A 22,798-nucleotide genomic window follows, 5' to 3' on the forward strand; every position below is an offset into this window, starting at 1 on the left:
ATGGCGCTGACTCCCGTGCAGGCAATTGCGAAGGCCGAGAAGCTGTACAAGCAGCTCATCCCGCGGGCGCGCGAGGCTGTGGAACTTCAGGAGTTCTACGAGGGGAAGCAGCCTCTCTCGTACGCGTCGGACAAGTGGCAGGAGTCCCACAAGGCGCGGTATAAGGACTTCTCGGACAACTGGTGTGAGATTGTCGCGAATGCACCGGTGGAGCGTGAGACGGTTATCGGGTTCCGGCTGCCGTCGTCTCGTGGTTCGGCGATGTCGCGGCTTGAGAAGACTCTGTGGGATTCGTGGCTGCGGAACGAGCAGGATTCGCTGTCGGTTCAGGGGTTCCTGGGTGCGACGGTTGCTCGCCGGTCGTTCTGTGACGTGTGGGGCGAGCCTGACGGTACGCCGATCATCACGTGGAAGCCTGCGAATCAGGCGATCGTCGAGTATGACGCGGAGACGGGGCGTAAGCGCATTGCGTACCTCTCGATCTGGGATGACGAGGATGACGGGTTCGAGTACGGGACGCTGAAGACCGCCGACGAGGTGTGGAAGATGCGTCGCCCGCGGGCCTACAAGGGTTCTGCGGGGCTCGTGATTCCGGCTGGTGTGGTTCTGTCCGAGGCGGGCGGCTGGGAGTTGATCCCGGAGGGGTTCTACGGGCGCAACCACCTGGGCATTGTGCCTGGTGTGGAGTTCCAGAATCGTCCCGTGCTGGGCCGGGGTCCGTTGTCGGACATTGCTGGTACCGCGTCGATGCAGAACGCGATCAACCTGCTGTGGGCGTACCTGTTCAACGCTGCGGACTATGCGTCGATGCCGGCGCGTGTGGTGATGGGGCAGGAGCCGCCGAAGATTCCGGTACTCGATGAGAACGGCATCAAGGTTGGTGAGCAGCCGGTCGACCAGAAGTCGCTCACCGAGGGTCGCATGCTGTGGCTGACGGGGCAGAACACGACCATCGGTCAGTGGGAGTCCGCGAAGCTCGACGTCTTCACTGACGTTATCGAGAAGGCTGTCCGGCACATTGCGGCGCAGACTCGTACCCCTCAGCACTACCTGCTGTCCGGGTCGGGTGTCTCGAACCTGTCCGCTGAGGCGATGATCGGTCTTGAGGCTGGTCTGGTGCAGAAGGTGGAGCAGGCGCAGGACTTCTTCGAGCCGCGTATCCGGGACGTGTTCGAGCTTGTCGCGTTGCAGCTTGGCGAGGACAAGGCTGCATCTCAGGCACCGCTCGGTGAAGTGCAGTGGGCGAACGCCGCGGCGCGTTCTGAGGCACAGATGGCGGATGCGATGCTGAAGGACTCCCAGTCCGGGTATCCGTTCGAGTACCTGCTTGAGAAGCGTGGGCATTCGCCGAAGGACATCAAGCGGATCATGGACATGCGCAAGACGGAGATGGATCAGGCCCTCGGCCTGGGTGTTCAGGCGGCGGTGCAGGGCGAGTTCGGTCAGGGTGTTCCTGATGGCGACGCTGCTTGATATCGCGTCTGACCATGCTCGCCGCCGCGATCTTCTCTCGGATCTGACCTCTCGTAAGGCGCTGCGGCTGTGGCGCACGATCGACCCGCGCACGCTGGATGCTGGGTGGGACCGTATCGCGCCTGCGCTGACGGCTCTGGTGGCCGGAGCGCAGGTTACTGCGGCTCGCCAGGCGGTTCCGTACACGAACGCTGTGACGGACGCCTACGGGGAGCCTGCGGGCGGGGCAAAGCTCGAGCCGAGGCTGTTCGGTGGAGCGACCCGCGAGGGTCGTGAACTGGCGCCAGAGATGTTTGCGGCCGTCACGACGACGAAGAACCTCATTGCGGGTGGTTCGGGCGTGCCGGCCGCGTTCCGTGCGGGCGCGACGGTCATGTCGATCCTCGCCTCCACGCTTGTGTCGGATGCGGGGCGTTCCGCTGATCGCACGTTGGCGACCGGGAAGAAGTTCACCCGTTCGGTTCGTGTCGTGTCTGCGGGCGCGTGCTCGAGGTGCGCAATCCTGGCCGGCGTGCAGGGCTATCGGGCGGACTTCGAGCGGCATCCGCGGTGTCGGTGTACGTCGATGCCGATCGTCGGGGACGAGATCCCGGAGGGCTTCTACGGTTCGCCCGGTGACTATTTCGAGTCCTTGAGTGCGGCGGAGCAGGAACGAGTGTTCACGAAGTCGGGCGCCGAGGCGATCCGGTTGGGTGCGGACCCGGTCAAGGTGGTCAACGCGCGGCGCGGTGCGCTGAAGTCGACGAAGCGCCCGGATGGGTCGTACTCACTGGCTCGCCTCCGCCCGAAGCAGATCGGCGCGAAGGCGGACGGGTCACCGCTGATGGTGTATGCCACACCAGAGGGTACTAGCGCCCGGTCGTCGTGGGCGCGGGCTCAGAACAACCTCACCAAGCAAGGTGACGACCGATACCGGCGCACTACCACCCTTCGACTCATGCCCGAACAGATCATGAGCATGTCGACGACTCCTGAGCGGGCCGTCGAACTGCTCAAACGGTACGGATACCTGTACTGAACCAACTTCCCGCGTGACGCGGCGAATCACCCCGTTTGGGGTGCCCAAGGAGCCCTGTGACGGGGCTCCTTTTCTTATCCCAATCGAGGAGTGATTCCGACCATGACTGACGACGTGACCGTTGTGACGACGGACGACGAGCAGATCGAAACGGACGAGATCGAAGAGACCACTGATGTGGTCGACGAGGACCCGTCCGCAGGGCTGAAGACGGCTCTTGCAAAGGAGCGGAAGGCCCGCCGTGAAGCTGAGGCGCGTGAGCGTAAGGCGGCTGCGGCTCTGGCTGACCGTGACAAGGAACCCGCAGAGCAGGCCATTGAGCAGGCGAAACGCGAAGCGCGTGAGGAAGCCCAGAGGGGCTTCAATCAGCGCATCGTGACGGCCGAACTCAAGGCTGCCCTCAGCGGCAAGGTGAACAATGCAGCACTCGCGTTGAAGGTCATCGACACGTCTGTGATTGATGTGGATGACAACGGCGAGGTTGATGCGCAGTCCGTGACGGACGCGATTGACGCGCTGCTCGCAGAGTACCCGGAACTCGCTGGCGCGACCGTTCCGGCAACGAGGCGACGCATCCCCGATGTTCCTGCGGATCCGGCGAACAAGCCGTCCACCCCTGCAAGTCTCTCCGACCGCATTGCGGCGGCGCAGGCAGCGGGGGACACGGCGACGTTCATTGCGTTGCAGAACCAGCTTCTTCAGCAGCAGTAACCAACTTTCCCAACCAGGGCAGACCACATGGTCTGCCCTTTCCTAGTTAAGGAGCCAGCATGGCTGGAATCACTGGGCTGGGCACGACCTACAATCTGCCCAACTTCACCGGCATCCTTCACCAGCTCAGCCCTTCGGCGACGCCTCTCTTCTCGGCGATCGGTGGACTGAACGGTGGCGGACAGACCACTTCGCCCGAGTTCGAGTGGGAGACCTTCGACCTTCGCACTCCGGGCCAGAACACTCAGGTGGAAGGTGCAACCGCGCCGTCCCCGGTCGCTCGGGTGCGAGCGAACGTCACCAACGTGACGCAGATCCACCAGTCGAAGGTGAGCATCGCTTACTCGAAGCTGGGTGCGTTCGGCCAGAAGTCCGGGTCGAACAACGACCAGGCCAACCCGATCAAGAACGAGCTCGACTGGCAGGTTGCGCAGGAGCTGAAGCAGATGCTTCTCGACGTGGAGTGGTCGTTCATCAACGGCATCTACTCGAAGCCTGGTTCGAACGCTTCGGCTCGTCAGACTCGCGGCCTCATCCCGGCGATCACCACGAACGTGATCAACAAGGCGAGTGTGAGCTACACGGGTGGAACGTCGGCGACCGACACCATCACGGTCACTCACGCACTGTCGGTCAACGACGCTGTCGTGTTCACGGCGGTGTCGGGCGCCGCGGCGTCGGTCATCGTTCCTGGACGCGTGTACTACGTGCAGTCGATCAGCACGACCGTGTCGTTCAAGATCGCGGCGACCGTTGGCGGTCCCGCGATCACGGTCGGCACCGGTACTGGCATCAACGTGCGCCGGCCACAGACTTCGGCCACGAGCGTCGATGACATCAACAGCATCGCGCAGCTCGTCTTCGACAACGGCGGCATCCAGAACCTGGACGCCGCGACGCTGATCGTCAACTCGACGCAGAAGCGCGCGATCTCGGCGGCGTACGCGGGTGCGTACGGCAAGTTCGTCGAGTCGTCCCGCACGGTCGGTGGCGTCAACGTGTCCACGGTGGTGACCGACTTCGGCACCCTCAACGTGATGGTCTCCCGTCACGTCCCCGCGGACTCGGTCGTTGTGTCCTCGCTCGACCTGCTCCGCCCGGTCTACCTCGAGACCCCCGGTAAGGGTCACTTCTTCGCTGAGCCGCTCGCCAAGACGGGCGCTTCGGAGGACGTGCAGCTGTACGGCGAGATCGGCCTGGCCTACGGCCCCGAGACCGCGCACGGCATCATCACCGGTCTCAAGGTCTGAGCCGGCTCCTGACAGGAAAGGAGGTGGCTAATGGCTGCTGAAACAGTTCCCGCATCCACCCAGTCGGACGGTACGCGGACCATCTGGTTCGTGCCCACCGGTTCGAACGCGAAGTCGGTTGCGATTCTGAACGGTGCGACCGCGAAGAAGGTCACGTACTCGTTCACTGCTGACGGGTGGAATTACACCCTGACGCAGGCTGAGGTTGAGGACAAGCGTCTGACGCTTGACCAGGATCTCACCCAGCCGGGTCGCAAGAAGGAGACCCTTGAGGTGAAGTACGTGCGGTCTACCGCTGTGGACTCCGCCGACACGCTGTTCACCGAGGGTCTGACGGGTCAGTTCGCGATTCGTTATGGCGTTGCCAATGCGACTGACGCGACGGTCACGACTCACAAGGTCGACATCATCACGTGGAAGGCGGGCGCGAAGCGTCCCGACGCTCCCGTGGAGAACGGTGTTGACACCGTGTCGCAGACGTTCTTCATCACCGCTGTGACCCAGCGGGATCAGGTTCTCGTCGCGTAACAAGTAGGAGGTTCTGGTGGAAGCGTTCGCCACGGTTGCCGAGCTCGAGACTCGGCTGGGTCGTACCTTTGAGGTCGACCAGCAGGAGCAGATTCAGGTGCTGTTGGAGGACGCTTCCACCTACCTTCGCCATGTCATCGGCCAGGTGGTATACCCACGGGTGCAGTCAACGTTCGTTGGGTACCCGGTCGACGGCAGGTTGGACCTTCCACAGTGGCCAATCGTCTCCGTGGATGAAGTGACTCGGGACGGTGCTGGTGTTGAGCACCGGTACCGTCCCGGGTACATCACCGTTGTGTGTGACGAGCCCGTGACCGTGAAGTTCACGTGGGGCTTCCTCGATCCCCCGGAGGAGCTGGTTCGGTACACCTGTGTACTCGTCTCGCAGGCGCTCCTCACCATCGAGGCGAATCTTGGGCTTTCTGCGGGTGGGCTGTCGTCGGTTTCGATCGACGACTTCAAGATCGCGTGGGCGGACGCTGGCGGGTTGTCAGGCATGGCTTTGACCCCGCACGCTGAGGCAGCCGTGCGGAACCAGTTCGGTATGGGATCGGCGACGATCGCGGGTTCCCGATGATCGCCGGCACGCTTGGTCTCGGACGCAACTGGGCGCAGGCTCGGTTCACGGAGACGTTCACGTTCTACACGGAGTCTGAGTCGACGGACCCGGTCACGTTGAACCCGACGACCGTTGAGACGGTGGTTGCTTCGGGTGTTGCGGGTCGCCTGAAGTTCACGAACACGGATGGTCGTGACGTGGAGTCCGGGGGCCAGTTCCCGATTGTGTCGCGGCGTGAGATCCACGTCGGCGTGGGGACGGTATCTGCGGCCCCTGGGGTGCTCGTACGGTGCACGACTTCGACGGTTGACCCGTCGCTGGTGGGCAGGGTTTTCAGGGTCTCAGATCGCCCTCAGGCGGGCCAGACCACGGCACACAGATTCCCCGTCGAAGAGGTGAGTTAGTTGAAGCTGGATGCCTACTCGACCGTGATCGTGTACCGAGGCCTGGTAGTCGGCGTTACGTGGTTTGGAACGCGTTGGGTCGTGTCGCCGCGCGCGCACCGACTCATGTCTCGGTGGTACTTCACCTCTCGCGCGCTCCGCAAGCGGTACCTGGGGCGTGCGTAGTGAGTGACGACTTCTCTGAACTGTTGAAGCTCGCACAGGATCTCGCGAACGTGCCGGCCGAGGCATCCGCGAACGTTCGTTCCGCGGTCCGGTTCACGGCGACGAATGTCAAGAAGGACTGGCGGGCTGGTGCTGACCGTACCGGGCTTGGCGGGTACGCGGCTGACGTCACCTACGAGACCAGGGAACTGAAGTCGAGCGTGGTCGCTGAGATCGGCCCGACGCCGGGCGACTCAGGTTCATTCGGTCTCGTCGAGGACGCGCGCGGTGACGTGCGGAGCGCACCCCAACACGCAGGCAGAACGGCCATGCGCAAGAACGAGCAGGACTTCATCGAGGGGCTTGCAAAGGCGGTCTCCGACATCCTCTAATGTCGGACGCCCGCGGTAGAATTGAAACGGCCCCGGAGAGTGCGTCAACACTCAATCCGGGACCTCACCCGCAATCAAGGTCTAGTTGATTGGAGGGCTGCTATGCAGTCTACCGAGGAATTCCGCCCCGTCCCGGGCTATGCAGGACAGTACGAGGTATCGAATACCGGCGTTGTCCGGTCTGTTGATCGCATCGTCTACAAGGGGCAGGGCATGACGCGCCTGCAACAGGGACGGGTGATCGCGCTGAACCGCCATCAAGGCGGCTACATGATCGCTCATCTGTACACCGACAATCGGCGCACCGCAAAGTTGGTTCACCGCATGGTCCTGGAAGCGTTCGTTGGCACCTGCCCTGAGGGCATGGAGGGTTGTCACAACGACGGCGACCCCACCAATAACCACCTCTCGAATTTGCGTTGGGACACCCACGCGGAGAACAACCGCGACCAGGGGCGTCATCGAACCCACAAGGAGTCGCGGAAGACGCACTGTCCCCGCGGACACTCCCTTGTGTCGCCGAACCTAGAGCGCGCTCAGCTTCTCGCAGGCGGGCGTAAGTGTCGGGCCTGCGGCCAGGAGTACGCGGCGGCGCGTCGACGCGGTGAGCCGTTTAGCAAGACAGAAGCGGACAAGAGGTTCGCCCTCATCATGCAGTAGATCCTCTAGGAGGCACCGTGATTGACGAGTATTTCACGGCCCTCAAGACCCGCATTGAAGCGGGAACGGGTCTCGCCGGCAAGGTGTACGACACGGTGCGGCTCGACGCCGCGGGTGCTCTCATCCGCGACAACTATGTGGTGCTGTACGCGCCTGTACCGGTCGATACTCCGCAGGAACGGTTCTCTCAGGTGCAGACGTTCGCGGACACGGTCGAGTTCGAGGTGGACTTCCGTGTTGTCGGGGTGTCCCCGCAGGCTGTCCGGTTGACGTTGTCGCGGGTACTCACGCAACTCGTCGGCCATCAGGTCGCTATTACGGGTCGTGTTCCGGCGAAGGTCACTGTTTCTGGTGGTTCGCGGGTTCGTGAGGACCAGTCGGTGAAGCCGTTCCTGTATTACGCGGATGCGTCCGCTGAGTGGGTCTCTAGGCCCTCATGAGTTCACCGTGCCGGGGCACCTCCACCCTTGGCTCCGGCACGGTGTCAAACCAAGGGGTGGAAAAGGGGTGGACATGACTGATGTGAAGGCGTTGATCGCGAAAGCGCGCGCGAAGGCTGAAACGGCGCCGCCCACGGTGGTCCCGGTGGAGGTTGGTGGGGAGCTCGTTGACATTGCGTTCGGGAGGATTCCGGGGCATGTATGGGCGGACCTTACTGCGATGTGCCCTCCGCGTAAGGGCTCCACTCAGGACGAGAACGTGGGGTTCAATGCTGACCGTATCGTCCGCGTCTACCCGCTCGAGAGTGTCGTTGTTGGTGGTGAACCGCTGCTCGACGATGAGGGCGAGTTCGACAGGGAGACGTGGGGTGCGCTCATTGACGAGCTCACGTCCCCGAACCTCAAGCTCATTGCGGCGGCGTTGTGGGCTGTGAATCAGAAGGCCCCCGCTGACCTGTTGGCGTCACTGGGAAAAGCACGAATGTCCGCGCCCAAGAGGAAGCGGACCTCGCACGCGAACTAGGTGTTTCGCCGCGGCGTCTGGCTGGGTGGGAGCCCGCTGAGACGCACGTTGAGTTCGACGGTGACGGGAATGTGGTTCGGCGGACAGTTGTCGTGCGTGAGTCGGAGTTCTCCATGCAGGACGTTGCGGCGCTGATCGCGTCCCGGCGTCGGGCGAACGTGAGGCGAAGCCCCACGGGGTACACGTTTGCGGAGGCGACGGACCCGGCGAATCAGTTCGCGTTTGATGTGAAGCCGCCGATCCGTGATTGGTCGGTGGCGGCGTTGAACTCGGCGCAGAAGCGGTTCTACGACGCTTACCCGGCTGCTAAGGGCGATTCGTCGTTCGTGTGGGACGTGCAGAAGAAACCACAAGGGTGACGCCGGCGAGGCCGGTCACTATTGCGGCGGCGATGACCCACGGCAGGAAGAATCCTGCGGCCAGGAGCAAGCCGAGGCCGATTACGGCTGCGGCGATTAGGACAACTCCTCCGACCCTCATGTGAGTGAACATACCTTGCTGAGGGCCGTCTAGCGAGTGGTGATACACGAGGGGCGGTCCTTATGGCTTCCGAGCGCGTCGTAAAGGTCACTCTGACCGCGCAGATGCAGAACTATCTGGCCGGGATGGAGAAGGCTCGGAAGGCGACATCAGACACCGCGTCTGAGGCGCAGAAGCTTGCGGAGACGAAGAAGCAGTTCGACCAGTTGGGGCGGACGGCTCTTGCGGCCGGCGGGCTGATGGCTGTCGGGCTGGGGCTTGCGATCTCGAAGTTTGCGGACTTCGACCAGGCGATGTCGAACGTTCAGGCGGCGACGCATGAGACCGCGGCGAACATGAAGTTGCTGTCGGACGCGGCGCTCGAGGCTGGCGCGTCAACGGTGTACTCCGCTACGGAGGCGGCTGGGGCGATTGAGGAACTGGCGAAGGCTGGTATCTCGACCACCGACATTCTGGGCGGTGCGCTGACGGGTGCTCTTGATCTTGCGGCGGCTGGTGGGATCGAGGTTGCAGACGCGGCTGGTATCGCGGCGACCACGATGCAGCAGTTCCAGTTGGAGGGGAACCAGGCGGCTCACGTCGCGGATCTCCTTGCGGCTGGTGCGGGTAAGGCGATGGGTGACGTCGGCGACATGTCGCAGGCGCTCAAGCAGTCCGGTCTTGTCGCGAACCAGTTTGGTATCTCCGTTGAGGAGACGGTCGGGTCGCTGGCAGCGTTCGCTAGCGCGGGTCTGCTCGGGTCCGACGCTGGTACGTCGTTCCGCACGATGCTTCTGCGTCTCGCGAACCCCACCGGGGAAGTCAAAGACCTGATGAAGGAACTTGGCATCGAGGCGTATGACGCCGGGGGCCAGTTCATCGGCATGTCGGGGCTAGCGGGCGAACTTCAGGATTCCCTGCGTGGGATGACGGATGAGCAGAAGAACGCGACCCTTGCGACGATCTTTGGTCAGGACGCGATCCGTGCCGCGACGATCCTCTACGAAGAGGGCGCCGCTGGTATCGAGGAGTGGACTGACAAGGTCAACGATGCCGGGTACGCGGCGGAGACCGCTGAGACCCGCCTTGACAACCTGAAGGGTGACATCGAGGCGCTTCAGGGTGCGGTTGACACGGCCATGATCTCGATCGGTGCCGCTGCTGATGGTCCTCTGCGGTCGTTCGTGCAGGGCCTCACGGGGCTTGTCGACAAGTTCAATGACATGCCGCAGCCGGCGAAGGATGCCGTGTTCTGGGTGGGCGCTGTGGCGACGGCCGGTTCGGTCGCGCTTGGGTCGTATCTGCTGCTGGTGCCGAAGATCGCTGAGTTCAACGCGGCGTTGGATGTCCTTGGCCCGAAGGCTGCTTCGGCGGCTCGTGGTATCGGGATGGTGGCGAAGATCGGCGGCGGGGCTCTTGCGGGGCTTGCGGTTGGTGTCGTGGCTCTGGATGCGCTCCAGACTGCGTTGAGTGAGATTGGTCCTTCTGCGGAGGAGACTGCCAACCAGATCAAGACGGCTACGGACGCCACGAAGCTGTTCGACGCGGCGATTCAGAAGCAGGTTGGTGGGTCGTCGAACCTGAAGCTCGCTGAGGCTCAGGTGAAGTCTCTTGGTGACGCGCTGGACAACTTCGCGAAGGGAACGGGCGGGCAGAACAACCCCCTGTTTGGGAACACGATCTTCAACCTTGAACGGTTGGGTGGCGAGCTCGCGAAACTAGCGGAGTCGGATCTTCCGTCTGCTCAGCGTCAGTTCCGTCTCCTGGTGGAGTCGGGCGATCTGACTGAGAAGCAGCAGAAGACGTTGCTCGAGACGATGCCGGCGTTGAGGAAGGAACTGACAGATCAGGCGACCGCGGCGGGTGTCGCGGCTGATTCGCAGTCACTTCTCGACCTGGCTATGGGCGAGTCCGAGGAGACGACTCAGGAGAACACGGACGCTCTGCGGGCTCTTGCTGGTCAGGCGGAGTCGACGGGTGACGAGGTTGATGGGCTGGCGGATCAGATCCGCAACTTCGGTTCCGCGACGCTCTCCACTCGTGACGCGAACCGTCAGTTCGAGCAGGCGTTGGATGACCTTCAGGCGTCGATTGACGAGAACGGTAACAGTCTCGATGTGACGACTCAGGCGGGCCGTGACAACCAGGCTGCGTTGGATGACCTCGCGAAGTCTTCGCTCGACCTGGCTGCGGCAACGTATGAGCAGACCGGTTCACAGGAGGACGCCAACAAGGTTGTCGCTGACGGGCGGCAGAAGCTGATCGACATGCTGGCTCAGTTCGGTATCACTGGCGATGCGGCGGAGGCGTACGCGGATGAGCTCGGGTTGATCCCGGAGAACATCGACACGTATGTGAAGGCGCACACGCAGGACGCTCTCAACGCGATTCAGGGTGTGTTCAACAAGTACGACGGTCGGGTCATCACGATCCGTACCGCGGTCGGCACGGTCGGTTACAACCCGGCGACGGACAGTCTGGTCCCGGGGCGTGCGTCGGGTGGCGCGATCCACGGACCTGGTACGGGAACGTCGGACACTGCGGGTCTGTACCGACTGTCTGACGGTGAGCATGTGCTGTCTGCGGCGGATGTGGCTGCGATGGGTGGTCAGCATTCCGTGTACGCGTTCCGCGAGTCGCTACACGGCGGCGGCGCATCGGTGTCGTCCGGCACTTCGCTGCCATCGAGCCTCACGCTGCGTGTTGGTGAGCGGGAGTTCACCGCGTATGTGGAGGACGTTTCTGGCGGTGTCGCGAATGCGGCACTGCGGCAGGCTGCGACACCTTTTAAGGGAGGTAGACGTTGACGACAACGGCAACTCTCATCAGCGGGTCCGCGCCCCAGTCGGTGCAGATCGTGGTCTCCGCGACAACCCTTGGGGTTGGGTGGACCGTGACCGGCACGACGGGGGCGTACACGTGGACGGTGCCCGGTGGTGAAGGTGTCGGCGACGGCAACCAGCTCGTCCTCGTTGACAACCGTGGGCCGCTGAACACTCCGATCACATACCAGTACACGGCAGGTACTACACAGGCCGCTTCCCCGGTGACGCGCACGTTCGGCCGTGATATCGCATTGCAGTCGTTGGATGGGCGAAGGACGGTCGGCGCCGACCTTATGTATGGGTCTCAGGACACCGAGCTTGAGGTTCGGCACGCCGTGTTCTCCGTTCCGGGCAGGCGGCGGCCCGTGGTTCGGTACACGAACACGGGTGCTGGTGGCGGGAATCTGCTGGTGCGCGTCGACATCGCCGATTCGGTGGCGTTCGATGAGCTTCTGGAAGACGGTGCCCCGCTGATCTGGCTGATGGGGTCGTCCACGTTTGACATGTCCCCAGTTGCACCGGTTCTTGTTACTCGAGCATCGAACACCGGCATCCCTGAAGTGGGGAAACGGGAATGGGGCCTCGCTTACCTGCTGGTCGATGACCCGTACATGGATACCCGGCTGGGTGCGTTCTCGTGGGACGACTTCGACGCCGCGATGGCGTCGCCGGACCTCTGGTCAACGTTCGACGCCGCGTTCACGGGCAAACTGTGGAATCAGTTCGACACGCAGGATTGGACGTTGCTGTGAGGGCTGGTGCCTCCGCGGCAGTGCTCGCCGCCGCGGCGTCATGGAGCGTGCGGATCTCATCGACCAGGGCTGGCGTGCTGCTCGCGGACAACGTTCCCATCCTGCGGGGCAGCGCGCGGTGGTCGCTGGACAGGCAGATACCAGACAGTGTGCAGATCACTGTGCCCCGGTTCTCTGTCGAGGGGAATCGGACGGTCGACTGGCTTCCTGTCAGCGACTCGGCACCGTTGGCGCGATTCGGGCAGATGCTCGACGTGACTGTGGTTGTCAACGATGTTGATACCCGTCTGGGACGGTTCCTGATCACTGAGTGGGCTTACGACGAGTCGTCGATCACTGTTCAGGGTGAGGGGTTGCTGCGGATCGCTGCTGACGATCGCCTCCCGGCCGTTCTGTCACCACGCGACGGTGGGACTTTGCAGTCCGAATTCCTGCGACTGTTGCCGGCCCAGATGTCGGCGCAGTTCGTGGGGCTCTCGAACCGGTCCTGCCCGGTGTCGATGCAGTGGGAAGAGAACCGTCTGGATGACCTGTATCTGATTGCTGATTCGTGGCCGGCGCGGTTGCGAATGGATGAGTGGGGTCAGGTGCTGTTGAAGCAGCCGCTTGCTGATGAGGTGTCGTCGGTGGTCGTTGCTTTCACCGATGGTGAGGGCGGGACTGTGGTGTCGGTGCCGCGGGTAGAGTCCCGCGATCGTGCCTATAACCACGTGGTGGCCAGGTCTTCCGCGGATGGAGTGGATGCGTGGGCTGAAGCCGTGCAGACCGCTGGGCCGATGAATGCAGCCACCTATTTCCGGGTGACGAAGTTCTTCTCATCTCCGTTGCTGCTGAATCAGGCGCAGTGCCTCGCCGCCGCGCAGACCCAACTCTCTGATGCTGTGCGCCCGTCCCGGACGGTGAGGGTCACAGCGGCCCCGGACCCTCGGATCGAACTGGACGACCCGGTCGAAGTCATGCGTGACGGGTTCCGCGACCGAGGCTACGTGGTGGCGGTGGAACTGCCGCTGACGGTCGATGACGGGCCGATGACTGTTGACGTGGGGGTTTTCTGATGGACGTCTTCGGGAACCTGCCTGACGGGCTCGACCCGGGTTCCGATTCAGGTTCGTTGCGGATCGGGACCGTCGTTGGTGTGAACGCTTCCGCACGACAGGTTCAAGTGACTGTTGGTGCCTCAGACCCGTTGTGGGTTCCGGCTGCCGCAGACATCTACGTCGCGGGAGCGAAGGTCCGCTTGGAGCGATCCCCGCTTGATGGGGGACGCGCCTACTACTGTCTGGGCGCGTTGGACACGCAACCAGAGATCGTGACAGGCACCGTGACGGCTGTGAACGCTGGCACCGGCACGCTCACCATCACCTGCCTTGGGTCTTCGTACACGCTTCCCTACGTCACAGGTACCTACGCCGTGTCGACGGCAGTGCATGTGCTGCGTTCATTGAAACAGTTCGGTGCTCCGGTGATCATCCTCGGGCCGCAGGGTTCCTATGCGGGTGATGGTGGCACGGCCGGGTCGGGGGGGACGGGCAACCCTGGGCAGGTTGTGACGCGGCAGGCGACGATCAGCCCGCAGTGGTCAGGCTCTTGGCGGTCGGCATACTCCCGGTGGGATTCGTGGAACACGGATCGTTACGGAGGCAGGTCCACGTTGTGGCAGGGGAATGGGTATGGGTCTGGTCCGATGACCGGCCTCGCCACCTACGGCGACCAGATCGTCAATCTTGGTGCGACGTCGATTACATCAATGGTTGTCACTGTAACCCGCGCAGATTCGAGCGTTTCCACCGGTAAGACACCAACCGTTCAGCCGTCGTCAAATGGTGTGCAGCCAGGCGGAGCGCCGAGCGTTGGCGGGGCGACGAGCTCCGGCGCCGCAATCGCACCCGGACAGACGACAGGCGTAGCCCTCAACTCCAGTGTGTTTGCAGGCTTCCTTGCAGGCACATACAAGGGCCTGGCGACGGTGGGGACAGACTACGCCGGGTTCTACGGGACAGCTCGGGGCGACGGCATGGCGTTGACCATCCAGTACACGGTCACCGTCTGATGGCTGACGACGTTTGGTGGGAGTGCCCGACGTGCGGGGCCATCGTCGCGTCCGGCGTAAGACACATTCTGTGGCATGAAGCCCAGGTACAGCAGGAGGACTAATGCCAACCACGAACGCGCGTAAGCACGTCATCCCGTCCGGGACCGACGCTTCGGTGAGCCGCGACACGATCTTCAAGGAATTCGGCGAGTCGATTCGGGATGTCGTCCCTGTGGCGAACACGACTGCACGTGCCACGCTTGTCTCCGATCTGACCGCCGCTGGTGAGGCGCCGTCCTCAACGAAACCGCTCGTCGTATACCGGCACGATGCACCTGGGCTCCACCGCCTCGAGTACACGGTTGACGGAACCGTATGGATCCCCAGTTCCGGCGTCCTGGCGTTCGCGTCGACCGGCGCCCGCGACACATGGACCACGTCCAACAGCGCCTACCTTGCCTCGGGGGACCGTTGCCGAATCGGCGTTGACGAGTACAGGTGGACTGGGTCGGCGTGGGCCGCTGGGTCTGGCGGAATGTTCCGCCTCACTCCGGGATCGGTGAACGGATCGGGAGTAAGCATTGGCGCGAACGGCGACGTGATCCTCACTGCGGTTCCCGCGTCGACAGCAGTGCAGATCCGTGACATCTTCTCCACGAACTTCCGCGACTACCGGATCATGTCAAAGTTCTCTGCGCGCATCGCAGCGGGTGGGTACACGGTGCAGGGCATGGTGAGCACAACCGTCATTGGTGGCACGTCGTACTCGCACACGCGGGTTGGGGTCATCAATGGTGGCGCGGTCACGGGTGGGTCGAACGTGGCACAGTCGCACTTCGGTGACCCAATGGTCGGTGATGCGGGTTCCATGTCCGCGTCGACCATGGATGTGATTGCGGCTAACGCTGCCGAAGCGACGATGGTTATCTCAAACCTCACCCTCCTGGGCGGGTCAACAGGCGCCCTGCTCTGTTCCGGGAACCTGAACTCCACCGATCAACTCACCGGCTTGCAGCTTAACTGTCCTTCGGGGGGTACGACCACCGGGGTCATTCGCGTGTTCGGGGTCACCTGATGCCGGGGACGTTCCCGAATGGTCGTGTTCCTGCGTCGGCGCTGGTCCTTCTCAAGTCGGGAACCACCCGGCATGTCATCAACGGGAAGGTCGAGATCGAGGAATGGCAGTGGTTGACCACGCCCGGCACGTACGCGAAGCACTGTGCTCTTGTTGCGCTTGCGAAGAGGAACACTGGTCGCGACCTGCAACCATCCGCCGGCTACTCGTTCTACAGGCCTCTCGCTTCGCAGGCGTTTGCTAAGCGGCTCTACGGAAAAGGTGCCGCGACCGTTGGCACGTCTTCGCACGGCGGTTACTGGGAGAACCGCGACACGATGGCGATCGACTACCACAACTGGTCGGACGTGTACGGCGGCGACCGCGCCGCATGGTACAGGGATGTGCGTGCTGTGGGTCTCGAGCCGGGACTGATATCTCGTGGCCGCGGTTACCCAGATGAGCCCTGGCATGTCATCGATTTCGCCCCTTACCGGGCCGTGCCAGCAGGCATCGGCGCTACCCCGTTTGAACCGCCTGTCAATTTGGAGGACGAAATGATCACAATCTCAGGTGCTGGCCGGCCCTGGGCCGTTATCGGCGGTGTCCCATTCGGGGCGCAGAAGATCGACAACCCTGCCGACCAGAAGTGGGCGGGTGACATCTCATCGAAGGTGCTCTCGGGGCTTACGACTGAGAAGTATGACGCGTATGTGCGGATCGCGACGGGTGGTCTGCACATTGACCAGGTGCCCACGGTGGGCACTGAGGTGTGGGGTCACAATGTCACGGGTGTGGTCGGTGGTTTGAATGCCGCGGCGATGCTGGCACAGATCCATGCGACGGTTCTTGGGATCAAGGACGCTGAGGGCGTGGTGGATGTCGGCGGGTTGGCTGATCGACTGAAGGCAGCGTTGGGCGGGGTTGTTGCGGATGAGCTTGCGAAGCGGCTTGCCTCGTGACAACGCCGCCTGAGGAGCCCGGGTTCAGGGTCACGTTGAAGGACGTGTACGTCGAGGTGCAGGGTATCAAGTCGATCCTGGATGAGCGTCTGCGGAAGATCGAGCAGCAGGTTGCCGCTCAGTGGGTTGTGGTGGGGATTGTCATCGTCGCTCTCGGTGGGATCACGGTGAAGGCTTTCACCGGTTGAGTCCTCACAGCATTACTAATCGTCGCGCCGCCTTCATGGGCGGCGTTTCTGCTTCCACAGGAGGAACCATGAAGAACATCAAGTGGTATCTGGTGCGCCGTTGGGTGTACTGGGTGCTTTCCGCGGTCGGTGCGCTCGCGATTCAGCAGGGCTGGATTGACCCTGCGACGGTGCCGCTGATCCTTGCCGTGGTGCTTGCGGCGTTGAACACGAAGCCCCCGGTTGTTCCGGGCGACACTGAGGAGAACTGAGATGGCTGGTGGTTGGACTCAGGCGCAACAGCAGGCGGTCCTCGATCTGCGGTTCCCGACGACCGGTGGGACGTCGTATATCGCGTATTCCGCGAATGGTACGACGGAGACGGGGAACCTTGCCCGTACCGCGATCGGTGCTACCGGGTGGGCGGCTGCGACTGCTGCGACCCCGTCTGTGAAGGCGAACGCGAACGCGCTCACTTCGGCGGGCGCGTCCGGTGCGGTCACGGTCACGCATGTGGCCCTGTTTGACGCGTCGACGTCGGGTAACCAGATCACGGACTGGACGGCGCTTGGTGCTTCCCGGGTTCTCGCGACCTCTGACGTAATCAGTTGGGCCGTTGGCTCGGTTGCGTTCACCCTCGACTGATTAGGACATTTTGATGGCCGCTGGCTACCCCACTGATAAGCCCACTGTTGACGCCCGCATGGGCAACTCGATTATTGCTCTCCGTAACCAGCTAGACGACGTCACCCGGATCAACGCGTGGTTGCAGGGGAAGCAGGATGCTGACCTGGTTTCGCAGGGTTGGACGTCTGAGGATGTGGCGACGATGAAGTCCGCGTTTCTTGCGTTGGCGAAGCTGTCGCTGATCGCGAATGGTCAGAGCACGCAGGCTCAGGCGGACGATTTCTTCTTCTTTGCTGACCGGCTGACTGGTCTCAACTGATCTGAGGGGGTAGCGGATGGCTATCTCCTACTTCGACACCCAGTCGACGGGCGGCTCGTTCGGCACGTCGGGCACCGGCTCGGGGAACGTCTATAAGGATCTTGCGATCACGGGGGCGCAGTCAGGTGACCTGATTGTCGTGTTCGTGATGGGTGAGAACTATGCGGGTGCCGGCACTCGTAGCGTTGCCACCCAGTCAGGTTCGACGGGATCGTGGACGCTGGTGTCACCGGCCGTGACCGCGTCAAACGACGTGGACTTTGTCGGCGGGTACGCCCTCGTTTCCGCTCCGGGGACGGTGACGGTTAGGGGCACTCTTCGGTACACGTCATCCATGCGGATGGGTGTGGCGGCGTTCCTCATTCCGGCTGCTGAGGTTGGCGCGACGTACGGGTTCGTGGGGTCCGGGTTCGCGGCTGACACGGACGGACAAACGTCGGTTACGTTGTCGACCTCGTCTACGACTCTGTATGGTGCTGCGGACTGGGCTGCGACGAACATGGGGTCCACCACGACACCCGCGGGCGGCACGGTCCACCGGACCTACTTCGACACGACCAACTATTCTCTGTTCGTTGGGTCGTGGACGGGGCAAACGGCAGGCACCCGCAACTATGGTCCGTCTGGGCTGTCTGGGCATGATGTGTCCGGTGCGGTGTTCCGTATGGACACCGCGGGCGGTGGCGGGTCGTTCGCGGGCACGGTGCAGTTCGATTCCGTGTCGACGGTGTCGGGTGTCCCGGTTGCACGGTTGGCGGCGGCGGGGACGGTCCCGGCAGCGTCAGGGTTGACAGTTTCGCCTGTGGCGCGTCTCGCCGCGACGGTGTCGTTCACGTCCACTAGTGGCCTGACGGTGTCTCCGGTTGCGGCTCTTGCGGGTGCTGTCACAGTCGGGTCTGCGTCGAGTTTCACGGGGTCGCCTGTGGCGGCGCTTGTGGGCACGGTGAGTATTCCGGCGTCGTCAACGTTCGCGGTGTCGTCTAACGGGACGTTCCCCGCAACAGTCACGTTCGGATCCACATCCACTGTCACCGCGGCACCTGTGGCACGGCTAGCCAGTACCGTCACGTCCGGGTCTACGTCGGGGCTGACGATGGCCCCGGTGGCACGGCTTGCGAGCTCGCGCACGTTCACGTCAACGTCCACGTTCGGTGCGTCGTCCACGGTACCCACGGACGCGACAGTCCTGTTTGTGTCGTCGTCGGGCATGACCGCGGTTGGTGCGGCGCGGGTCGCGGGGACAGTCGCCCTCGGATCGACCAGTGCCCTCACAGCGGCGCCAACAGTACCCGCGGCGGGGGCGGTCCTGTTCGTTTCAGTGACGGGCTTCACGGCCACGGTGGCACCTCCTGGCGGATACCCCGCCATCCCGGGCCACCGCACCCTTGAGCCCGCCATGGCACGCACCCTCACCGGCAACACCACACGCACCCTCAACGGGGGCACGCATAGAACCCTTGAGGAGGGGCAATGATCTTCACCACCCAGGGAGACATGTGGACTGTGGTCGACACGTCGGGTGACCTCACCGCCGCGACTGTTCTGGTAGTTGCTGAACCGGTGTCTGGGGGTGGCGGTGGGCCTCTCGATCATGTGGTGAAGGATGCTGCGGCGGGTGTGTTGTGGGCGCGCACGGGTGGGCTTCCGGTGGGGAAGTATCGGTTGCAGGTGAAGGTGACGCAGGGGTCGGATGGGCCGTGGACGTACCCGCAGTCCGGGTCGGCGACGCTTGTTGTGGGGCGTTCTCTGGATGATGGTGGGACGCTCCCGGGTGGCCCTGAGGTGATTCTGGATGGGGGTGCACCGTGACTGATTATGTGTTCCAGTTGCGTCGGGGTACGACCGCGCAGTGGGCGGCATCAACCCGGGTTCTCCGTCCTGGTGAGCCTGGTCTCGACACTGACACGGGTGTTGAGAAGCGTGGTGATGGGGTGCACTTGTGGGGTGCGCTGCCTGCTGTGGTGGACATGTCGAAGATCGCCGCAGCACCAGAACTCTCGGCCACGATTGGTGCGGTCGGGCAGACCCGGTTCACGGGAAAGACGACGGTCACGCCGGGGCGATCTGGCGAGGAACTCGCCCCCAACTTTGTGGCGACGGGCGGCGACCTGCTCACGCGCGCCGTGGTAGGTGCGCCGTCCATCGCGACCATGCGGGTGATCTGCACGGACGGGATCATCACGAGCCCGCTGGGCCGGTTCTACGCCTACATCGCTACCGACCACGACACCGCAGGAACCCCCGAGCCGTTCAACGGGAAGGGCGGCATCATGCTCGCCTACGCCGACGCGCTCACCGGCCCGTGGACGATGTACAAGCCGGGCGGCACCCTCACCGTGTGGCAAGACACTGTGGTCGGCAACCAGACCGAGACGCCCACGCCGCTGTACGTGCCGAGCGACCCGGCAGGAAAGCCGATCTACATCTACTACCAGAACCAGGGCGCCGGGCTGAACCAGTCCACGCTCCTGGCACGGTCAGCGAACGGTCTGCCGGGCAGCTTCGAGCGCGTCGGCATCGTCGTGCAGGGCCGGGGCACCACCGACCCCGTGTGGCCGGGCGACGGGCAGTCCACGTACCTCGAGCCCCAGCGCATCAACGGGCGCATCGTCGCCGTGCACCTGATGGGCGGCGGGGACTGGGCGCAATACGGCCGATCCTACTCGGACGACGGCATCACGTTCGTCACCGACCCTCGCCGGTTCGGGCACTTCTCCCACCTCGTCGGGGCAGACAACGGCCGGCGCGTGTCCATCCGGTCCATCTTCCAGTGGCGTGGCAACCCGTGGGCGGTCGTCACCATCGGCAACCACACGTCCGGATTCGTGACCGCCCCACGCCAGGTCGGGTTCGTGCAGCTCTCACCCGACCTGCGCCGCGTCGTCGGCCGCGTGCACACCCTCACAGACTCCGCAGTCGGCGCGGGCGGCGTCATCGAGCACGAGGGACGCCTGTACATGTTCTACCGATCGGGGGACGCCTACTCGTCGTTCCGGGTCGCGGTTGCGGAGGCCTGAGCCATGGATCTGAAACGCGGTTACGCACTCGACTTCGAGGGACGCCTGGTGCGCCCCGGACTCAGCGAGCACGTCTACGAGCGGAACTTCGTGTTCGGCGAGGGGCTCCCCACAGCCCCGGCATGGTTGCAGACGCCGGCCACGGACGGCACGAGCGGCAGCAGCGGCACGGGCGGTGTCGTCGTCCACGGCACAACGCCAGGCTCCTACCTCGTCAACACCGGCTCCACGCTCGACAACGTGGCCCGGCTGGCGACGGCCCCGATCCCGATGGATCAGTATGCGGCGATCATGTTCCAGTGCTCGGGTGTGCAGTTCTCCAACGCGAACGCGGCATCCGACGACCTGAACGTGCTCATCTCGTTCGGCATCCACTCGGTCACCTACACGGGCGGCCCGGCAGGCAACGCGGGAGCCCGCATCATCCAGCGCAACACCGACTCGTGGGCACGGTTCGCCATGCCCGGCGTGACAGGCGACTTCGGCGAGTTCGGCGCGTCGTTCCGCACGCTCCGAGAGGGCTACCGGTTCCGCAACATGGGCTTCCTGCTCTACACCAAGCAGAAAGAGGCGGTGTTCTTCGAGGACGACCCGGCCAACCCGGTCGCCACGCTCGACGCCTCGGCCATGCTCTCAGGGTCGGTGTGCGGCGCGCTGATGATGCAGACCAAGGCCGCGGTGAACCAGGCGTTCCGCCTCGGCGGCGTCAAGCTCACCCTGTTCCGCGAGCCGCTCACACTCTGACCCGGCACCTAAACACCTCAGTTTGATTTGCCCCCTCGGGCTCGGCTTCACGCCGGGTTCGAGGGGGCTTTTCGTCGTTCCCGCCCAGTGAGTTCACCCCAGTCCGACACAGACCCACCACCCGGACCATGCGCCGCGAGGAACACCATGTGTACCCGGTAGCAGGCTTCCCGCAACGTCGACGCCCACCCCAACACCACACCGTCACGGGTGACCTTGTACCGCAGTTCGCCACCGTTCACACGCCGCAGTTCGATACGCCCGTACTCGCGACCATCCGGCGCAACCATCGCCCACACACCCGCCGGATTCTCCACGGCTGATTCGATCGGATGCCAGTCGGCCATCGGCGCCTCTCTTCCTCCGGCCGAGGAATCCAGGGTACGCTCACCGTGCGGCCCTCCCTGGCGAGACACACGACCCTCGGGAGGGTCGCACCACGCCCGGGTGGCTACTTAGTGGTCCAGTTGCTTCAGCGTTCGCACGTTCGCGAGGGTGCCGCCGATGACGTCCGCCATCTGAATGTGCGCTTCGGGTACCAGGTGCCCGTACACGTTGACGGTGGTCTGGATGGACTCATGCCCGAGGCGAGCCTGCACGTAGGGGAGTGGTGTACCCGCAGCGATCAACCATGACGCGTGACTGTGGCGTAGGTCGTGCGGGGTGGGTCGGCGGGTGAGGGGCACGAGCCCTGCCGTGTCGCAAAGATCCCCGTCCATCGCTTTCTCGACCGCGGGCAACCACACCCGGTCACGGAACGTCTGATACCGGACCCGGCGCCGCAACTGTCGCGTCGAGAACACGAGCTCGGGGGAACCCCCGCGAACCCCCATCGCGTCAAGAACATCCGGGGGAAGACTGATCGTACGCAACGACTTCGACGACTTGGTGTGCTTCAACACGGGAACGTTCGTCTCAGACTTCTTCCACGCCTCATCGATCCGCACCGTCGCGGGGATCGCTCGAGAGTTCACGTCGGACCACTTAACTGCGGTTGCTTCGCCCCACCGTGCGCCTGTGCCGGCGAGGAACATCACGAGACCTTGGTAGTGGTCGGGGATGTAGTAGAGGAGTGTGGCGAACTCGTCGGGGGACAGGAACACTGCCTCCCGTTTCACACCCTTACTGAGTCGGGTCTTGTAGGCGGGGTTGTCGTCACGGATCTTCTCGGCGACGGCGGAGGCGAGGACGGCGGAGAGAATGCCGTGGTAGTTGCGGATCGTTTTCGCCGCGACAGGGCGTCCGCCACCACGGCGGGCGGGTTGCGCTTCCTGCCATGCCAACCAGCGGCCGACGTCGGCTTTGTGGATGGCGTCTACGGGGTAGTCGCCGAGTATGCGGAGGAAGCTGTTGTTCGCGGCGCGTTCGTAGCCTTTGCGGGTGCCGGGTTCCACGCCTGTCAGGAGGCCTGATTCGGGGTCGAGGTAGCGGGCGGTCCAGGCACGGAGGGTTACCGCGTCAGATTGGCCTTCCTCGCGTCTCCGCAGCACTTGACGTGCCGCAGCCCCACCCGCGGTTTCCACGAGGCGGGCGAACTCCGCCGCGCCCCGTTCGGTGGGGAATGTCTCTTGGACGACCTTGTCCCCGATGCGGAACTGCACCCGCCACGAGACGGTGCCGTCCTTGTTCTTCCGCGGCGAAGGCCTAGGCATTGCGCGCCCTGGATGCTCGGTACTCTGCCCAAGTCATCCATTCTTCGCGAAGCCATTCCCATGACTCGACCACGTTCGCATCTACC

28 protein-coding genes and 1 pseudogene are annotated in these 22,798 nt (G+C 63.7%); 26 read left to right on the plus strand and 3 right to left on the minus strand.

What is annotated here, in order from left to right:
• The 22 genes from J2Y46_RS12925 to J2Y46_RS13030 all read left to right on the plus strand — a co-directional run bounded on the left by J2Y46_RS12925 (window position 1) and on the right by J2Y46_RS13030 (window position 17,299).
• The gene (locus J2Y46_RS12925; RefSeq protein ID WP_310242774.1) at window positions 1-1,473 is read left to right on the plus strand and encodes a phage portal protein; all 1,473 of its coding nucleotides are present in this window, start codon (window positions 1-3) and stop codon (window positions 1,471-1,473) included.
• Window positions 1,457-2,491: a hypothetical protein gene (locus J2Y46_RS12930; RefSeq protein WP_310242776.1), complete on the plus strand. Its 1,035-nt coding sequence runs from the start codon at window positions 1,457-1,459 to the stop codon at window positions 2,489-2,491. The genes J2Y46_RS12925 and J2Y46_RS12930 overlap by 17 nt, the downstream gene beginning before the upstream one ends.
• 102 nt (window positions 2,492-2,593) lie before the next feature.
• Entirely contained in the window at window positions 2,594-3,202 is a 609-nt protein-coding gene (locus J2Y46_RS12935; protein WP_310242777.1) for a hypothetical protein, read from the plus strand.
• 59 nt (window positions 3,203-3,261) lie between these two features.
• The gene (locus J2Y46_RS12940) at window positions 3,262-4,452 is read left to right on the plus strand and encodes a DUF5309 family protein (protein WP_310242779.1); all 1,191 of its coding nucleotides are present in this window, start codon (window positions 3,262-3,264) and stop codon (window positions 4,450-4,452) included.
• A gap of 30 nt (window positions 4,453-4,482) precedes the next feature.
• Window positions 4,483-4,980, plus strand: coding sequence for a hypothetical protein (locus J2Y46_RS12945; RefSeq protein WP_310242780.1), 498 nt, complete (start codon window positions 4,483-4,485; stop codon window positions 4,978-4,980).
• A gap of 16 nt (window positions 4,981-4,996) precedes the next feature.
• Window positions 4,997-5,557 (plus strand): hypothetical protein, encoded by a 561-nt coding sequence (locus J2Y46_RS12950; RefSeq protein WP_310242782.1) that lies wholly within the window; start codon window positions 4,997-4,999, stop codon window positions 5,555-5,557.
• On the plus strand, window positions 5,554-5,943 hold the full coding sequence (locus J2Y46_RS12955; protein ID WP_310242784.1) for a DUF6093 family protein: 390 nt from the start codon (window positions 5,554-5,556) through the stop codon (window positions 5,941-5,943). The genes J2Y46_RS12950 and J2Y46_RS12955 overlap by 4 nt, the downstream gene beginning before the upstream one ends.
• Before the next feature lie 164 nt (window positions 5,944-6,107).
• Entirely contained in the window at window positions 6,108-6,479 is a 372-nt protein-coding gene (locus tag J2Y46_RS12960) for a hypothetical protein (protein WP_310242786.1), read from the plus strand.
• Window positions 6,480-6,581: 102 nt separating this feature from the next.
• A complete protein-coding gene (locus J2Y46_RS12965; protein WP_310242788.1) occupies window positions 6,582-7,139 on the plus strand; it encodes an NUMOD4 motif-containing HNH endonuclease in 558 nt (185 codons plus the stop codon).
• A 17-nt stretch (window positions 7,140-7,156) separates the two neighbouring features.
• On the plus strand, window positions 7,157-7,579 hold the full coding sequence (locus J2Y46_RS12970; RefSeq protein WP_310242790.1) for a hypothetical protein: 423 nt from the start codon (window positions 7,157-7,159) through the stop codon (window positions 7,577-7,579).
• Window positions 7,580-7,652: 73 nt separating this feature from the next.
• Window positions 7,653-8,102, plus strand: a complete 450-nt coding sequence (locus J2Y46_RS12975; protein WP_310242792.1) for a hypothetical protein — start codon at window positions 7,653-7,655, stop codon at window positions 8,100-8,102.
• A 113-nt stretch (window positions 8,103-8,215) separates the two neighbouring features.
• Window positions 8,216-8,461, plus strand: coding sequence for a hypothetical protein (locus J2Y46_RS12980; RefSeq protein WP_310242794.1), 246 nt, complete (start codon window positions 8,216-8,218; stop codon window positions 8,459-8,461).
• 183 nt (window positions 8,462-8,644) lie between these two features.
• The gene (locus J2Y46_RS12985; protein ID WP_310242796.1) at window positions 8,645-11,368 is read left to right on the plus strand and encodes a phage tail tape measure protein; all 2,724 of its coding nucleotides are present in this window, start codon (window positions 8,645-8,647) and stop codon (window positions 11,366-11,368) included.
• 86 nt (window positions 11,369-11,454) lie between these two features.
• Entirely contained in the window at window positions 11,455-12,138 is a 684-nt protein-coding gene (locus J2Y46_RS12990; RefSeq protein ID WP_310242798.1) for a hypothetical protein, read from the plus strand.
• Window positions 12,139-12,212: 74 nt separating this feature from the next.
• Window positions 12,213-13,193, plus strand: coding sequence for a hypothetical protein (locus tag J2Y46_RS12995; RefSeq protein WP_310242800.1), 981 nt, complete (start codon window positions 12,213-12,215; stop codon window positions 13,191-13,193).
• Window positions 13,193-14,188: a hypothetical protein gene (locus tag J2Y46_RS13000; RefSeq protein ID WP_310242802.1), complete on the plus strand. Its 996-nt coding sequence runs from the start codon at window positions 13,193-13,195 to the stop codon at window positions 14,186-14,188. The genes J2Y46_RS12995 and J2Y46_RS13000 overlap by 1 nt, the downstream gene beginning before the upstream one ends.
• Window positions 14,189-14,291: 103 nt before the next feature.
• Entirely contained in the window at window positions 14,292-15,245 is a 954-nt protein-coding gene (locus J2Y46_RS13005) for a hypothetical protein (protein ID WP_310242804.1), read from the plus strand.
• On the plus strand, window positions 15,245-16,186 hold the full coding sequence (locus J2Y46_RS13010; RefSeq protein ID WP_310242806.1) for a hypothetical protein: 942 nt from the start codon (window positions 15,245-15,247) through the stop codon (window positions 16,184-16,186). The genes J2Y46_RS13005 and J2Y46_RS13010 overlap by 1 nt, the downstream gene beginning before the upstream one ends.
• Window positions 16,183-16,374, plus strand: a complete 192-nt coding sequence (locus J2Y46_RS13015; RefSeq protein WP_310242808.1) for a hypothetical protein — start codon at window positions 16,183-16,185, stop codon at window positions 16,372-16,374. The genes J2Y46_RS13010 and J2Y46_RS13015 overlap by 4 nt, the downstream gene beginning before the upstream one ends.
• Before the next feature lie 68 nt (window positions 16,375-16,442).
• Entirely contained in the window at window positions 16,443-16,625 is a 183-nt protein-coding gene (locus J2Y46_RS13020) for a hypothetical protein (RefSeq protein WP_310242810.1), read from the plus strand.
• Between the two features lies 1 nt (window position 16,626).
• Entirely contained in the window at window positions 16,627-16,998 is a 372-nt protein-coding gene (locus J2Y46_RS13025; RefSeq protein WP_310242811.1) for a hypothetical protein, read from the plus strand.
• A 13-nt stretch (window positions 16,999-17,011) separates the two neighbouring features.
• A complete protein-coding gene (locus J2Y46_RS13030; RefSeq protein WP_310242813.1) occupies window positions 17,012-17,299 on the plus strand; it encodes a hypothetical protein in 288 nt (95 codons plus the stop codon).
• A gap of 612 nt (window positions 17,300-17,911) precedes the next feature.
• On the opposite strand, the gene J2Y46_RS13035 is transcribed toward J2Y46_RS13030, so the two are convergent.
• Window positions 17,912-18,508, minus strand: coding sequence for a hypothetical protein (locus J2Y46_RS13035; RefSeq protein WP_310242815.1), 597 nt, complete (start codon window positions 18,506-18,508; stop codon window positions 17,912-17,914).
• Window positions 18,509-18,769: 261 nt separating this feature from the next.
• Between J2Y46_RS13035 and J2Y46_RS13040 the strand changes: the two genes are divergently transcribed.
• The 4 genes and pseudogenes from J2Y46_RS13040 to J2Y46_RS13050 all read left to right on the plus strand — a co-directional run bounded on the left by J2Y46_RS13040 (window position 18,770) and on the right by J2Y46_RS13050 (window position 21,060).
• Entirely contained in the window at window positions 18,770-19,108 is a 339-nt protein-coding gene (locus J2Y46_RS13040; protein WP_310242817.1) for a hypothetical protein, read from the plus strand.
• Window positions 19,109-19,116: 8 nt separating this feature from the next.
• Window positions 19,117-19,218: pseudogene (locus tag J2Y46_RS20695) on the plus strand (hypothetical protein); the annotation flags it as partial.
• 48 nt (window positions 19,219-19,266) lie between these two features.
• Complete coding sequence (locus J2Y46_RS13045; RefSeq protein WP_310242820.1) at window positions 19,267-20,316, plus strand: hypothetical protein; 1,050 nt, start codon at window positions 19,267-19,269, stop codon at window positions 20,314-20,316.
• Between the two features lie 3 nt (window positions 20,317-20,319).
• Window positions 20,320-21,060 carry a hypothetical protein gene (locus J2Y46_RS13050; protein ID WP_310242822.1) on the plus strand — a complete coding sequence of 247 codons (741 nt, stop codon included), beginning with the start codon at window positions 20,320-20,322 and terminating at the stop codon, window positions 21,058-21,060.
• A 47-nt stretch (window positions 21,061-21,107) separates the two neighbouring features.
• Here the strand turns inward: J2Y46_RS13050 and J2Y46_RS13055 are convergent, their stop codons facing one another.
• Window positions 21,108-21,407 carry a hypothetical protein gene (locus J2Y46_RS13055; protein ID WP_310242824.1) on the minus strand — a complete coding sequence of 100 codons (300 nt, stop codon included), beginning with the start codon at window positions 21,405-21,407 and terminating at the stop codon, window positions 21,108-21,110.
• Between the two features lie 108 nt (window positions 21,408-21,515).
• The gene (locus J2Y46_RS13060) at window positions 21,516-22,661 is read right to left on the minus strand and encodes a site-specific integrase (protein ID WP_310242826.1); all 1,146 of its coding nucleotides are present in this window, start codon (window positions 22,659-22,661) and stop codon (window positions 21,516-21,518) included.
• Window positions 22,662-22,798 lie beyond the last annotated feature (137 nt).

Origin of the sequence: Microbacterium sp. BE35, from assembly GCF_031457705.1 — a bacterium.
Classification (GTDB): Bacteria; Actinomycetota; Actinomycetes; order Actinomycetales; family Microbacteriaceae; genus Microbacterium; species Microbacterium trichothecenolyticum.

Coding starts and splice junctions, on each gene's coding strand:
- J2Y46_RS12925 (WP_310242774.1), top strand. CDS start 1: ATGGCGCTGACTCCCGTGCAGGCAATTGCGAAGGCCGAGAAGCTGTAC.
- J2Y46_RS12930 (WP_310242776.1), top strand. CDS start 1,457: ATGGCGACGCTGCTTGATATCGCGTCTGACCATGCTCGCCGCCGCGAT.
- J2Y46_RS12935 (WP_310242777.1), top strand. CDS start 2,594: ATGACTGACGACGTGACCGTTGTGACGACGGACGACGAGCAGATCGAA.
- J2Y46_RS12940 (WP_310242779.1), top strand. CDS start 3,262: ATGGCTGGAATCACTGGGCTGGGCACGACCTACAATCTGCCCAACTTC.
- J2Y46_RS12945 (WP_310242780.1), top strand. CDS start 4,483: ATGGCTGCTGAAACAGTTCCCGCATCCACCCAGTCGGACGGTACGCGG.
- J2Y46_RS12955 (WP_310242784.1), top strand. CDS start 5,554: ATGATCGCCGGCACGCTTGGTCTCGGACGCAACTGGGCGCAGGCTCGG.
- J2Y46_RS12965 (WP_310242788.1), top strand. CDS start 6,582: ATGCAGTCTACCGAGGAATTCCGCCCCGTCCCGGGCTATGCAGGACAG.
- J2Y46_RS12975 (WP_310242792.1), top strand. CDS start 7,653: ATGACTGATGTGAAGGCGTTGATCGCGAAAGCGCGCGCGAAGGCTGAA.
- J2Y46_RS12980 (WP_310242794.1), top strand. CDS start 8,216: ATGCAGGACGTTGCGGCGCTGATCGCGTCCCGGCGTCGGGCGAACGTG.
- J2Y46_RS12985 (WP_310242796.1), top strand. CDS start 8,645: ATGGCTTCCGAGCGCGTCGTAAAGGTCACTCTGACCGCGCAGATGCAG.
- J2Y46_RS13000 (WP_310242802.1), top strand. CDS start 13,193: ATGGACGTCTTCGGGAACCTGCCTGACGGGCTCGACCCGGGTTCCGAT.
- J2Y46_RS13005 (WP_310242804.1), top strand. CDS start 14,292: ATGCCAACCACGAACGCGCGTAAGCACGTCATCCCGTCCGGGACCGAC.
- J2Y46_RS13010 (WP_310242806.1), top strand. CDS start 15,245: ATGCCGGGGACGTTCCCGAATGGTCGTGTTCCTGCGTCGGCGCTGGTC.
- J2Y46_RS13020 (WP_310242810.1), top strand. CDS start 16,443: ATGAAGAACATCAAGTGGTATCTGGTGCGCCGTTGGGTGTACTGGGTG.
- J2Y46_RS13025 (WP_310242811.1), top strand. CDS start 16,627: ATGGCTGGTGGTTGGACTCAGGCGCAACAGCAGGCGGTCCTCGATCTG.
- J2Y46_RS13030 (WP_310242813.1), top strand. CDS start 17,012: ATGGCCGCTGGCTACCCCACTGATAAGCCCACTGTTGACGCCCGCATG.
- J2Y46_RS13035 (WP_310242815.1), bottom strand. CDS start 18,508: ATGCCCGACGACGACACAAACAGGACTGTCGCGTCCGTGGGTACCGTG.
- J2Y46_RS13040 (WP_310242817.1), top strand. CDS start 18,770: ATGATCTTCACCACCCAGGGAGACATGTGGACTGTGGTCGACACGTCG.
- J2Y46_RS13045 (WP_310242820.1), top strand. CDS start 19,267: ATGTCGAAGATCGCCGCAGCACCAGAACTCTCGGCCACGATTGGTGCG.
- J2Y46_RS13050 (WP_310242822.1), top strand. CDS start 20,320: ATGGATCTGAAACGCGGTTACGCACTCGACTTCGAGGGACGCCTGGTG.
- J2Y46_RS13055 (WP_310242824.1), bottom strand. CDS start 21,407: ATGGCCGACTGGCATCCGATCGAATCAGCCGTGGAGAATCCGGCGGGT.